Origin of the sequence: Anatilimnocola aggregata, from assembly GCF_007747655.1 — a bacterium.
Lineage (GTDB): Bacteria > Planctomycetota > Planctomycetia > Pirellulales > Pirellulaceae > Anatilimnocola > Anatilimnocola aggregata.
The window spans coordinates 6,506,303-6,519,698 of the sequence record NZ_CP036274.1; the positions used below are offsets into that span (position 1 = coordinate 6,506,303).

The following is a 13,396-nucleotide window of genomic DNA, read 5'->3' on the forward strand; positions in this document are numbered from 1 at the left end:
ACCGAACTTGCGATTCATCCATGCCGCCGACATTCATCTCGATAGTCCGCTCAAGAATCTGGACCGCTACGAAGGTGCCCCGGTTGCCGAAACTCGGGCCGCATCGCGCCGCGCGCTGGAGAACCTGGTCAAGCTGGCAATTGATCAGGAAGTGAACTTTGTCGTTCTCGCTGGCGACATTTATGACGGCGATTGGAAGGACTATCAGACTGGTCTTTTCTTCGTCGACCAGATGGCCAGGTTGCAACGGGCAAAGATTCCCGTGATCGGCATCAGTGGCAACCACGATGCCCAAAGTCGTATCTCGAAGTCACTCAGTCAGACCAGCATCGTCATGCTGCCGACCAAGAAGCCGGTCACACATCGGCTGGAAGACTTTGGGGTCGCGATTCATGGTCGCGGCTTCGAAAGTGCTGCGGAACCGAACAACGTGGTTCGCGACTATCCGGCCGCGGTGAAGGGGTACTTCAATCTTGGCCTGTTGCACACTTCGCTCGATGGCGACGGTGGCGAGCATCAACGATACGCACCGTGCAGCATCGACGACTTGGTGGCCCATGGTTACGACTACTGGGCGCTTGGTCATATTCACAAACGGCAAGTGCTGAGTGAGCGGCCTTGGATTGTGTTTCCCGGCAATTTGCAGGGGCGACATATTCGCGAAGCCGGGGCGAAGGGTTGCTACCTGGTGGAAGTGGATGGACGCGGCCAGGCAACGCCAACGTTCATGCCGCTGGACGTGATGCGCTGGGAACATTGCCGCGTTGATGTTTCGGCCGCCGCGTGTGCAGCCGAGGCCCTCGAATTGATGACGCAAGAATTGCAGCGCTATCAAACTTTACACGCCGATTTACCGCTGGCACTGCGGGTAACCTTTGCGGGCAGGTCGGTCGCGCAAGCGGAAATTGCTGGTGACTTGGAGAACTGGAAGCAAACTGTCCGGGCGCGTGCGCGGGAGTCTCAGTACGGACAAGTTTGGGTCGAGAAGGTCATCGACAATACGTTGCCCCCGCTAACGCAACAGCCTTTGGACGAAGGGCCGCTCTTACTACTCAACCAGTTGTTTCAGCAGGCGCAGAGCGACCCAACCATGCTCGCCGAATTGCAAACGGAGTACGCCGACCTGATGCAGAAGCTGCCGAAAGAGCTCATGTCAGAAGTCGACAGCTTGCCACTGTCCGATTCGGCATGGCTTCAGCAAACACTCGTGAGCGTCCAGGCGCAGCTCTTCGATCGCTTGCAACGAGGAGCGTCCAGCGCATGAGATTCTTGAAGCTTGACCTGCTGGCCTACGGCCGATTTACTGGCGAATCGCTCGATCTGTCTGGTGGCAGTTGCGGTGTGCATCTGATTCACGGCCCCAACGAGGCGGGCAAGAGTACGCTGCTGCGGGCGATCAAATCGTTGTTGTTCGGAATTAAGAACGATCGTCAAGGGAACGATCTGTTGGAGTTGGGCTTTTTGCACGGGAGCGAAAAGCTGCGCATCGGCGGGCTGATTGCAGATCGAGCGGGGAAACAACTGCAGTTCATTCGCCGTAAGGGAGGAAAGAACTCGCTGCGCGCTGGGGATGACGAAACGCGACTCGAGGAAAGCCAACTCCAAACTTTCCTGAACATCGAACAACGCCAATTCGCGCAGCAGTTTGGCATTCACTATCAAGAGCTTGTCGAGGGTGGTCGGGCGATTGCAGCCGGCAAAGGTGACGTTGGCGAAATATTGTTCGCAGCCGCCGCGGGGTTGGCGAATCTCACTGCGGTGCAAAAAGAGCTGAGTAATCAGTGCGAAGAACTGTTTGCCCCGCGCGGTCGCAATCCTCCCATCAACAAAGCTCTGAATGATCTTAAGGACGCGCGCAAGCGAGTCACCGACACGCTGTTGTCTGCCGATGAATGGAAACGAAAGGCGGATGAACACAGTGAGGCACAGCTACAAAAGGCGCGACTTCAAGAGCAACATCAAGCGGCCAGCCAGCGACAGTCGCAAGTCGAAGCCTACCTGCGCGCACAACCTGAACTGCAGCGACGCGATCAGTTGCTTGCCGAACTGAAACCTCTCGCCGAGGTTCCGCTGTTGCCCACCGAGTTCAGCCAGATGCGAACCGACAAGGTACTCGCGCTGGCTAGTGCGGCCGCGCTGTTGAGCCAGGCCACCGGTGCCTTGCAAGAGGTTTCATCGGCACTGGCGAAACTCCCCGCGAATGAGCCGCTTTTACAACAACAGGCAGAGATTCAAGAACTTGTCGAGCAGCACGGTGCCTGCCGCAAAGCGGCCTCCGATCGCACCAAGCGAACGGGCGAACGAGATCAATTGCGGCGAGAAATTGCCGAATTGAGGCGCGAACTGGGCGAGCAGCAGAGCCTGACTGCTCCGCCGCGGGCCACGCGCAAACGGATCGATCAATTGGTCGAGGAGGCCGGCAAGTTGCGGCAGCAACAGGAAACGCTGCGGACCCAATTGAGCCACTGGGAGAGCGAGCACACCGCTGGTGCAGCGCTCGCCGCCCCCAGCTATACCGAGCCGCCACCCAAGCCGTTGCTGGCCGCACTGCAACAGGCTCATGCAGAAGTGGCGCAACGGACTCGCTTGGACGAATTGACAAGCAGCGTCGCGCGCGCGAAGCAGGCACTGCAAACCGATGTGCAGCGACTGCGCCCAGCGCTGCCTGACAACGCCAAACTGGAAGCAATCGCGATCCCAACTTTGGAATCGCTCGAACATCACGAACAACGGCAACAAGATCTGACGGCGACCCTCAAACGTCATCAGCAGACCGTTGCAGAGTTGCAAGCAAAACTGTCCGAGATGCAAGCTCGCTTGCGGATTCTGCGACAAGCAGACGAAGTTCCTTCGCTGGCCGAACTTCAACAAGCACGCCAGCGGCGCGACGAACTCTGGCAACAACTGAAGGCAGAGTGGAACGGGAGCGGTCCCAAGCCAATCCTCGTTAGCGAACTTGTCAGCCAATTCGAATTGGCCGTGCGCCACGCGGACGATATCTCGGATCGCCTGCGCCGCGATGCTTCGCAAGTCGCCGAACGGGCTGCCTGTGAAGCGGGCGAACAGGCGTTGCTGACGCAATTCGAGGCTGCCACCAAGCGGCAACAAGCCGCGGCAGCTGAAGTCGAACAGGCGCAACATGAATGGGAAGCCGTTTGGCAGCAGGCTGGCATCGCCACCAATTCGCCCCGAGAAATGCGGGGCTGGTTGGCAAAGTTCGAGGCAATCCTGCAACAGCAGGCTGCCTGCAAACAGAAACAGCAGGAACTGGAAACGGCACTGCAGCGACAACAGGCAGCTGCAGTCGCACTGAAAGATTCGCTGACCGCAGCCGGTCATCCGCTTCTGGCGAGCATCCAGTCGCTCACCGAGGTGACAAGCCACGCGCAGGAATTGATTGCAACCTGGCAGGAAGGCTATCAACGGCAGTTGCAGGCTAAGCAAGTGGCCGACGAAAGAGGGCGCCATCAACAACGACTGCAGGCAGAACTGAAGGCGCTCGCGGGCCAGCAAGATGCCTGGCAACAGCAATGGCAGGGACTCCTGCAACCGCTGGGGCTGCCCGCAGACGGCGATCCGGCCATCGTGCGAGAGTTGGTGCAAATCAGCGACGAGATTCAGTTGAAGAGTTCGCAGCAGCAGGCGCTCGAGATTCGCATCGCCGCGATCGACAACGATCAAACTCAGTTCCACAATTCGCTGGCAGCGCTGGCGAAGGAATGGCTGGGCAATGAAGCAAGCGGCTCGGATGAGGCGCTGCTCGCGCACTTGCAAACGCGAATCAACGATGCGCGCGGACGCGCAGTCCGCCGGCAAGAGTTGTTGGAGCAGCAGCAGCGGTCGATGTCGCAGCGCGATAAGGCAGCCGCGGACGAGACCCAATTGAAGGCGCAACTCAAACAGCTGTGCCTGGATGCAAAGTGCGCCGATCCGGAACAATTGGTGTCTGCCATCGAGAACTCCGAGTGCCGTCGGCAGTTGGAAGCGGAGTTGCGACAATTGCAGCAACGTTTATTGACGCTGGCCGGCTCCACACCGCTCGAACAGTTTGCCGTTGCAGCCCGCGCATTGACGAGCGAACAATTGCGGGCCGAGCAGCTGCAATTGCAAAGTGATATCAAGTCGCTCTATGGCGAGTTGGTTGCAGCCTCGGAACGTGCGGGCGCGCTTGCCAGCGAGCGAAGTCGCTGGCAAGGTGCCGACGATGCAGCTGCCGCCGAACAAGATGCGCAGTGCTTGCTTAGCCAGATTCGCGAGCAGAGCGAACAATACATTCGCCTGCGGTTGGCAGCCGCGATGCTGCGCAAAGCAGTCGAGGCCTGGCGAGAGAGCAATCAAGATCCCGTCTTGCAGCGAGCCAGCGATCTGTTCGCGAAGCTCACGTTGCAGTCGTTCGCCGGCATTCGCTCGGATTTGGACGACGAAGGGAAGTCGATCCTGGTCGGCGTAAGGCCGAGCAGGGAAGCCGTGCCGATCGAGGGAATGAGTTCGGGCACTTGCGATCAACTGTATCTGGCAATTCGCCTCGCGAGTTTGGAGGTGCAACTCGCGCATCGCGAGCCGCTGCCGTTTATCGTCGACGACTGTTTGATTAACTTTGACGACGACCGATCGCGGGCTGCACTGGAAGTGCTTGGCGAACTTTCAAAATCAACGCAAGTGATTGTGCTCACACATCACGAGCGATTGGTTCGTCTCGCCGAAGAAGCGCTCCCCAAGGATGTATTGTTTGTCCAGCGACTGAAAGCTTGACCGAATGCGATTACGATGCCGGGCCATATTGATTGGCCGCTTGACGCAACACGCCGGCGATCATCTTCCGGCATACTTCGGGCGCGAGTAATTCCGCCTCGGTACCGAGCGACAGCACGCGCGGAATGATTTCCAACTCGTGCGCGGCCTTCACCGTTAGCAGAATGCTGCCGTCAGCCTGTTGATCGATAGTTTGTTCAGGATGCCACGGATCTTCAGCCACCCATCGTGCGCCGCGGGCAGTGATCCGGATTTTGAAGTCTCGCGGCTTGCCGCCGGAGAAGATGCCCGTGCCTTGTCCGAGATGCTCTTCGAGATTGAAGTCTGGCGGCAACTGAAACCACTGATCGAGAGCGACGGCTTTTAAGAAGCGATCCAGCTTCAAGTGCCGGATTCGCTCTTGACCTTCGGGAATCTCACTGGCCGCAGCCAGGATGTACAGACTGTTGTTATAGAAAACGACTGCGTAAGGCTCGATGGTCCGCTTCTGCACATCTTTGCCCGGCGGCTGATACTCGATGTCGACAATGCGATGCTCCAGAATTGCCCGATGGAGCGTACCCAGAATGCCTTGCTGCTTCTGATACGACTTGGCGGGCATGCCGCGCACGTAGAGCGTCTGTCGATACTCTTGGTAGTGCTTGCGAACAGCAGGGGGCAGCTCTTCTTGCAGCTTATTCCAAAACGATTCAATGCCTTGCCAAAAGGGAGTACCCGCGAGGGGATAGAGCAAGTCACGACTCAGCGACAGGGCGATTAGTTCGGTCGCGGAAGCTGCCACTTTCACCGCGGCACGACCGCGGGGACCAAACTTCCAAATTCGGCCGCGCTGCGATTCCTGCATCTCGATATCGATGCCCGCTGCCTGCAGAGCTTCGAGGTCGCGCCGGACGCTCCGTTCGTGCAGTGTCCCCAGGCCAAGTTCAGTCACCACAGCTTCGCGCAGTTCGTCGAGTGTGCGACCAAAACGATTCGCTTCCAGAATCTGCAGGAGCTTGTGTTGGCGAACCAATTGTTCGTTACGAGCCATGACGCAAAACTCCAGCCGCCGAGACCATACGAAACGGAGAGACTAGCGTGGAAAACTCCCCGCACCCATTACTTGGGATCTTCCAGCTTCTTCAAGTCGGCGGGCAAAGCTGCGTCGGCAATGCCGCGGACACCGCGGCCTTCCTTATCGACGCGCTGATTGACGTCATCGCGAATTTGTTGAATGTCTGCTTGCCAAAACTTGTTTCGTTCGGCAATGGTCGCTGGCGCTTGGAGCGGACGAATGGGCCGAAAGCCCACGCTCAGGGCCGGTTCACTCGTAAACCACCAAGGACTTTGGGGGAAGTTGGGATCTTCGCCGCGCCAGGAATCATCGTCCGATTGCTGGCGAACCGCCACGCGACAATTGGCCGCGTCGTCGTCCCAACCACCACCTTTGACAATGCGCGGATAGAGCTTCGTTGGCCAGGCAATGGCCTCAGCGGCGGAAACAGTCTTACCTGCGCGGGCCTTGTAGCTGTCGGCAGCGTATTCGTCCAAAACCCACTCGCCGACGTTTCCATGCATGTCGTACAAGCCCCAGGCATTCGGCTTTTTCAGGCCGACTTTGTGAGTGGTCTCGCCACCGTTTTCGTAGTACCAGGCATAGTCGCCCAGTTGCTTCGGATCATCGCCAAAGTGAAATGCGGTGGTTGAGCCAGCGCGGCAGGCATACTCCCATTCGGCTTCGCTGGGCAGACGGAGGAACTGCCCAGAGATGCCACTTAACCATTTGGTGTATTGCTTGGCGGCGAACTGGCTCATCGTCACGGCCGGTTGCTGCGGATCGGCACCTTGCTTAAACGTGAACGTGGGATCATACAAATTCGAAGGCGCCGTCACGACCAGGTCGCTCTTGGGATCGGCCACGGGGCGAATCTTCGCTTCGTAGAGTTTCTTCAGCTGATCGTGCATCGTCATGTAGTACTTGTATTCGGCCCACGAGACTTCGCGCTCGGCCATCCAGAAAGGCTCGATGGTTACTTCAAACTGTGGCCCCTCATCGGGCTGGCGCCCCGCTTCTGACTCCGGGCTGCCGACCTTCACTTTGCCGCCCGGGATGGGCTGCATGCGATAGGTAATATCGGTGCCGGGAATCTTCGCCTCATAGGGAATCATGTAGCCGTGTGGCGTTTCTACGTAACGTCCGGCGGCCGGTTTGGTTTTCGAGATTCCCAGCGTGTCGCCACTCGCTTGAGCCAACAGAAGGGAGGGAAATACGACTAGCACTATCAAGCTACGCGCTGCGGTTGCAAACATTTCAATCTCAGAATGGCAAGGAAAACAGAAGCAGGAAGGCTGCCAAAGCTTGCAAAAACGAAGCAGTTTCAGCAGCAAACATCGTACTCAATCAGTGAACGAAATGACAGTACGCGTGGCGCGAAAAGGGACGACTACGGCGCTGTTGCCGAGGCAGACGATTGAGCTTCGCGGACCATCTCGGCGGCCCAGGGTTTGTCGCCGAATAACGTGATTACACTCTGGCGAATGGCTGCAGCCTCCGCGGGCTTGTCGGTCGCCAGTTCCGTAGCACGGTCTAATTGGCGGCGAATCAATTCCAGCTGATGTTTCTCGGTCTGCAGACCGGTCTCTTTCAGTTGTTCAATTTGTTTTTTTGCCAAATCCAAGCAGCGCGTCGCAATCAGTTCGTCGGCTTTTGTTGCCTTCGGATCTCGATCGCCGGCAAGCAGGGTAACAATGGCCTCGAACTGCTCGAGAGCAGCAACCGGATCGGTCTGAGCTGTTCGCTGAGCCTGCAAATAGAGCCGTTCCACGGGCAACAGGGCTTGCCCGTCAGCGCTGCGCCGGGTCCGACGATCGAATTGCCGCTGGAGGCGATACAAGTCGAGTTCCTTTGCATAAGCTTGCATCTGCCCAGCGCGAGGATCGTCCGGAAATCGTTCGATAAAGTTCTCCAGGTCTGCTTCGACGACAATCAGCCCTTCCGTCCCATCGGCATCGACTGCAGCTTGAATTGTGGTGGCCAGGTGATCGGCCGATGGCTGACGCGTCATCGCAAATGCGAACAAGGCCAACGCCACGAGTCCGCTCAGAAGCACACCGGCCAGCTTGGCCCAATCGAGCTTGCTCTGTTGGGGAGCCTCGCGCGACTCGTACTTGCGACGCAGTTCTTCCTCACTAACCGTTGTGAAGTGAGACGACTTGACGGGTGGTGCTAGCGCGTATTCATTTCCGCTCGGGGCATGCGTAGCTGCCGAAGGTTGAACTGCATTCTGGCTGGTGGCTTGAGTCGGCAGTCCCGCTAGCGGACTTGGGTTGGGACCCGTGATGAGCGTGGGGAGTTCGCCGCCGACCAATGCCGAATGGGGACCACTGGCGGGCATATCGACCGTCGGCGACGAATTGAGGCCCCGGGAGGTCGGATGCGAGCGGGGAGTTGGCTGGTCTAACGGTTGCAAGGCAAAATCGTCGTCATCAACGGCTGGTGTGGGTGGCTCGATGCGAGTTTCGATCGAGAGCGCGTGCTCCATTGCCTTGAGGCGATTCGCCACCGCAATCGCTGTGGGAATTCGGTTCGCCGCATCTTTCTCTAACAACTGCATGACGATGTTTTCAAGTTCGTCCGGCGCATCGGGAGCCAAACGCCGCAAGGCCACCGGCTTTTCGTGCATCAGGTTGTGAATCACCTCCGTCAGCGTCTTGCCTGCAAACGGGGGACGACCGGTGATCAGCGCGTACAGAACACTTCCCAGGCTATAAAGATCGCAGCGACTGGTGACCTGCTTGCCGCGCGCTTGCTCGGGCGCCATGTAGTCGGCGGTTCCCATCACACTGCCGTCAGCAGTGACACTCGTGCCGCCGTAGAGTTTGGCGATGCCAAAGTCGGTGAGCTTGACCTGATCGTCGTCGGTCAGCAGCAAGTTTGCAGGCTTCAGGTCGCGATGTACGACACCACGATCGTGAGCATGCTTGAGGGCGAGTGCGATCTGAACACCCATGCGGGTCACGTCGCGCCACGTGAATCGCCTGCCGGCCGCCAATTCGTCCTGCAGGTTGCGCCCGGGAACATACTCCATCACATAGTAGAGGTGGCCGTCCTCCTCGCCATAGCCATGCAAACGGACAATGCCCGGGTGAAGCAGTTGCTTGAGCGTGTTGACTTCGGCCTTAAAGCGCTCGCGAAACAATAAATCGTCGGAGAGGTTCGGAGCCAGAACTTTCACGGCCGCCTTCTCGCCCGTCTCGCGATGAATGCCGAGATAGACCGCCCCCATGCCGCCGCGACCGAGCGTTTTTTCCAGTCGATAGGGGCCCAGTTGTTCCAAAGCCATTCAGCACATCCCGAGTGTTGCGAGCCACGATCGCGCTCTCGCCCTAGAGAAACAAGAGCTGCCGCGCGAATCTTATTGTCGCCGAAATCACTGGGGGCGGCTACTCAACCCGATTCGTCAAGATCGCCGGGTGCTAAACGACACGATAAGTTTCGCCACTCGCTTGGCTATTCGACACGAGTTCGCAATCACCAAAGCGGCGATCTGGAAACATGACAATAGACCCGTCGCCTGAGGAAGTAACAAATTCAGCGACAGGCTGGCAACTTATTTCGCTGCGTCCGGGGGAACATCGTTGGAATCCTGCGACGCGCGGCGCAGTGTCATGTTTTGATAACCGGCCAGGGCGCTCGAACTGACCGCCCAGAGAATGCTCAGTGCGACACCCCCGAGTGCGATGCTCGAATTGGTGCGGACGTAACACAGCACAAACCCCGACGCGACCAGCAAAGCCATGAGCGAGAATACCGTTCGCTTCGTGACTCGCTGGGCACTGCTCTGCTGCTTGTGCGTTTCGATCGCGCCACGAGCCGCCGAGTTCGCCAATTCGCGCATTGCTGCGAGATTGGCGCCTAGTTCAGGTGCCTGACTACGAGGAGCCAAGTCCGACAAGCTTGTGAGCGGCGTCGAATCTGTCTGCTTCACCGGAGCCACCGGAACCACGGGGGCGGCAACAGGGGTTGAAACGCGCGAGTGATTATTTCCCGTGTTCTTCTTGACCGGTTCTTCGACCTCATCACTTTTTCGCAGACGCTGCATCAACCGCGACATGTAAGACTCGATCGAATCATCAGCCTCGCTTTGTTCGCTGGTGGGAGATTCCAACAAGCTGGCCTTCGCCGGAGCACTTCTCGCAAGTAGCGCGAGGTTGTCCTCTGGTTCCTCTTCGACCTGCTCTTCAACGTCAGCTGCGGTGGGCAGATCACCGACAATCGCGCCAACACTGCTCTGCCGGCAGAGACCTTCATCCACGGGGGGATGCGAACTCGGCAACTGATCTGATTTCGCGGTCCCCTCACCCTTCCACAAACCTGCTTCGCGCAGGCGGTCGAGGACGCTGTTCACCGCTTGAGATTGCGTGGGAGGAGCTTCGGGCTCGGCGGGAGCGAGATTATCGGAGCCTTCGTTGCCAGTCGAACTGGCTGCGTTCCACGACGACTTCTCTTGCCGCATGACGCGGGCCATACGGGCTTCGAGCTGACTTTCGAAGTCATCACCTGCGCTTGACTCCTCCGCATTGAACAACGGGGGAGTTGCCTCGACGACGTCATCGGCACTGGGCTGAATGATGAACTCATTGCTGACGGCGTCCGCCACCTCTGCGTCTGCGGGCGAAGTCGTGGGAATGATCAGCGATTCTTCTGCGTCTGGTTCCTCAGCGTTCGATAGCGGTTCTTCCGGGTTGGAGAACGTTGCCGGCGAATCGTACAGGCTATCGTGCACGTTGGCATCGGCCAGAGATACTTGCTCGTTGACAACTTCTTGCGGTTCGCGATAAAGCGCCGCGACCTGGTCGGCCATTGCCGCAAAGGCTTCGCTTTCCGACAGTGGATTGGACTCGCGCTCGGCTTCTTCCGCTCCGCCATACGAGTGCTCGTAATAGTGATCGGCAGCTGGTACGGCAGCAGCGTTTGCCGGCATCGAAGCCAACTGCTGCAATTCTTGTTCGCGGTGCAGGAGCGTTTGTTCCAACTCGACCAGCGAAGCTTGGAATTGCTCTAACTCAATGCGTTGGCGAGCGACGATGGCCTGCTGTTCTTCCAGCTGAGATTGTTGCGCTGCGAGCTCTTCAGCCTGTTCCTGCAACGTGGCCGCGCGAGCTTGCAGTTCGGCCGAGTCCGGCACGTGAGAGACATCGTGCGGAGCCAGGAGGCCACCTGGCACCACGGCCGCCAGCATGCTTTGCTCTTGCAAGGCGGCCAGATCTTGATTGTTAACGTTGATCGTCCGTCCCAAATTTTCTTCTGCCGGCGGGGCTGCAAACGACGACGGAGCACAGGTCACGGCGACGGCTGCGTGAGCATCGGCCAATTGTTGCTGGAGATCGTTGATGGCCGTTTCGAGGTGTTGCAGGCGTTCGTTCGAACTCTGCTGCAAGATCTCGAGCTGTTCCCGCTCCAGTTGCCAGGCAAGTTCTTGACGCTGAAACTTGGCGGCGGCGGCCAGCAACTCTTCGCATTGCAACTTGTTGGTGGTCGCGGCCTCCTGCCAATGCTCGAGTTGTTGCTGCGCGGCGATCAAGGCCTGCTGCGCGGTGTCGACGCGGCGTTCCGCCTCCGACGTTAGTTGCTGGCGAGCCGCTTCTTCAGCAGCGGCCTGTTCGGTGGTAAGACGCGTGACTTCGGTTTGCAACTCGGCAACGCAGAGAGCCAGCGCATTTCGCTCTTGCTCCCATTCGGCTCGCTCGATCTCGAGCTGGCTTTCGACGCCACCGCGATCAATCTGCAACTGCTCCATCGAGACCGTCATTTGCTGCAGACGATTGTTCACGCCATGTTCGGCGGCAAACAGAGCCTCCTGGCTTTGCTCCAATTCAATTTGCAATTGGGTCAGCTGATCTTGCAGCTGACGGCTCTCGCTGCGGGCCAGTTCGTAGGCTTGTCGTTGGGTCGCAAGTTCGGCCTGCAGGCCTGCACAGCGTTCTTCAGCAAGTTGGCGTTCTTCCACACCGGCCGCTTCCAGCCGAGTGCGGAATTCGGTCCAGTCTTGTTGTTGACGCAACATTTGCGCGCGGACGGCATCTCGCTCTTTGCGAGCCGATTCAGCTTCCGCCAGCACTGCCGCTTGCAGCTGACCGGAGTTTTCTCTCGCTTCGTGCAGCAGTTCTTCGCTTTGACGCAGACGGCCATTGAGCGCGACGAGCTCAGCTTCGAGCGATTTGCGAGCCTGGGTCCAACCATCGCGTTCTTGTTGTAGCGACGTCGAAGCGCCCGCCGTTTGCGAGCGGAGTGCGGTGAGCTCTTGTTCGAGTTGAGCAGCCTTCGTATCGGCATTGCTCTGCACTTCGCGCAGTTGACGCAGTGCCGATAACCGAGCTTCATCGGCCTGCGACTGCGCGCGGGCCAGTTGTTGGTCGAAGTTCAGTTGCTCGTCCTGCAGGCGCTGAAAGAGCTCATCGCGTTCTTGCCGAACCAGCTCAAAGGCGTGCGACAATTGTTCGATCTGCGACGCAATCGATTGCCGAGAGAACTCTTCGCTGTGTTCTTTGGTTTCTAGGGCCAGCTTGAGCGCGGCGACCTCCCGAGCCAGGGTCTCTCGCTCATCCGCGATGGCCGTCAGCTCGGCTTTGGTACTGGCAGCAGCGCGAATCGCCGCATCGCGCAGCTGCGCGATTTCCCCATCGTGTTTGGCCTTCAATTCCGCGGCCATCTTGCTCGACTGCAACGCCTGTTCTTGCTGCAGTTCATCGCGCAGTTGCTGCAATTCCGCGGTTCGTCGTTGTTCGGCCTGTTCTTCCCAGTTCGCACGTTGGCGACTGACCGATTGCTGCTCCAGCGCGCGACGTTGGGCGGCAGCCTCGAGTTCCTGGCGAAGTTGCTCGACAGTCTTGGCCAACTGCTGCTGCACGCAATCGTCGATTGCAGCTGTCGAGGTGCGTTCGACGTTCGTGGCGGCGACTGTCACTTGCTCAACCTGCTGCTGCATCGCCTTTAGCTGCTCTGACTGCGACTGAATCGTCGCTTGGAGCTCGGCCTGTTGTTTGCGATCTTGTCGCAACACGTCAAACAGCTGCTTGCGGCGATTGCGAACGCGGGGCGAAGGGCGCTGCGGCGGTTGTGCCTCTGGTGTCTGATTAACCGTTGAACATTCGGCTTCCTCTTCAGCAGGCGCCTCGTCTGCAGGTGCCGGCCGGCCAAGATCCACCACCGATAGCTTGACGGGACCGAGTTGCAGCGAGTCCCCCACGCCGAGGGCAGATTCCGAAAAGCCCCGCTCATTGAGCAGGACATCGGCCGTCCAGCAGCGGACGACCGCGCCGCGAGGTCCCCGCAGGATGAGGCAATGGATCGGGCGAACTCCCCGGGCACGCAGCCGCAGCGTGCAGCCGGTGGCGGAGCCGATTACGCACTTGGCCGCTGCAATCCGCAGCGTTCGGCCGTCGTGCTCGCCGCCGCAAATCTGGAGTACCAGGTCGCCGGTCGCAGAACCAAGCAAACCAGTTTTGAATGTTCGGGGGGGTGTCATCAGTGACTGCATCGTTCGAAACCTTCAAGGGTGGTCGCAACATCCACGAGCGCGAGCTCGCGCAGGGACTGCCAATCGGTACTGCCCAAGGGCATGTAGCTTGCGAACCACCTGTCGTCAAAACTCCACGCCCCTGC

General features: G+C 58.8%; 6 protein-coding genes. 2 read left to right on the plus strand and 4 right to left on the minus strand.

Annotated features, from left to right (window positions below):
• Positions 1–7 precede the first annotated feature (7 nt).
• Together ETAA8_RS24420 and ETAA8_RS24425 are read left to right on the plus strand one after the other, a co-directional pair.
• Complete coding sequence (locus ETAA8_RS24420; protein ID WP_145094688.1) at positions 8–1,264, plus strand: metallophosphoesterase family protein; 1,257 nt, start codon at positions 8–10, stop codon at positions 1,262–1,264.
• Positions 1,261–4,752, plus strand: coding sequence for a YhaN family protein (locus ETAA8_RS24425; protein ID WP_202921245.1), 3,492 nt, complete (start codon positions 1,261–1,263; stop codon positions 4,750–4,752). The genes ETAA8_RS24420 and ETAA8_RS24425 overlap by 4 nt, the downstream gene beginning before the upstream one ends.
• Before the next feature lie 10 nt (positions 4,753–4,762).
• Here ETAA8_RS24425 and ETAA8_RS24430 read toward each other — a convergent pair whose 3' ends face one another.
• The 4 genes from ETAA8_RS24430 to ETAA8_RS24445 all read right to left on the minus strand — a co-directional run bounded on the left by ETAA8_RS24430 (position 4,763) and on the right by ETAA8_RS24445 (position 13,259).
• Positions 4,763–5,782, minus strand: coding sequence for a helix-turn-helix transcriptional regulator (locus ETAA8_RS24430; protein WP_145094695.1), 1,020 nt, complete (start codon positions 5,780–5,782; stop codon positions 4,763–4,765).
• Between the two features lie 68 nt (positions 5,783–5,850).
• On the minus strand, positions 5,851–7,041 hold the full coding sequence (locus ETAA8_RS24435; RefSeq protein ID WP_145094698.1) for a formylglycine-generating enzyme family protein: 1,191 nt from the start codon (positions 7,039–7,041) through the stop codon (positions 5,851–5,853).
• Positions 7,042–7,175: 134 nt separating this feature from the next.
• A complete protein-coding gene (locus ETAA8_RS24440) occupies positions 7,176–9,074 on the minus strand; it encodes a serine/threonine-protein kinase (RefSeq protein WP_145094701.1) in 1,899 nt (632 codons plus the stop codon).
• 267 nt (positions 9,075–9,341) lie between these two features.
• A complete protein-coding gene (locus ETAA8_RS24445; protein ID WP_145094704.1) occupies positions 9,342–13,259 on the minus strand; it encodes an FHA domain-containing protein in 3,918 nt (1,305 codons plus the stop codon).
• Between the last annotated feature and the right edge of the window lie 137 nt (positions 13,260–13,396).

What these genes read in the sequence shown, in the direction of transcription:
- ETAA8_RS24425 (WP_202921245.1), top strand. Translation starts at nt 1,261, where the DNA reads ATGAGATTCTTGAAGCTTGACCTGCTGGCCTACGGCCGATTTACTGGC.
- ETAA8_RS24430 (WP_145094695.1), bottom strand. Translation starts at nt 5,782, where the DNA reads ATGGCTCGTAACGAACAATTGGTTCGCCAACACAAGCTCCTGCAGATT.
- ETAA8_RS24435 (WP_145094698.1), bottom strand. Translation starts at nt 7,041, where the DNA reads ATGTTTGCAACCGCAGCGCGTAGCTTGATAGTGCTAGTCGTATTTCCC.
- ETAA8_RS24440 (WP_145094701.1), bottom strand. Translation starts at nt 9,074, where the DNA reads ATGGCTTTGGAACAACTGGGCCCCTATCGACTGGAAAAAACGCTCGGT.
- ETAA8_RS24445 (WP_145094704.1), bottom strand. Translation starts at nt 13,259, where the DNA reads ATGACACCCCCCCGAACATTCAAAACTGGTTTGCTTGGTTCTGCGACC.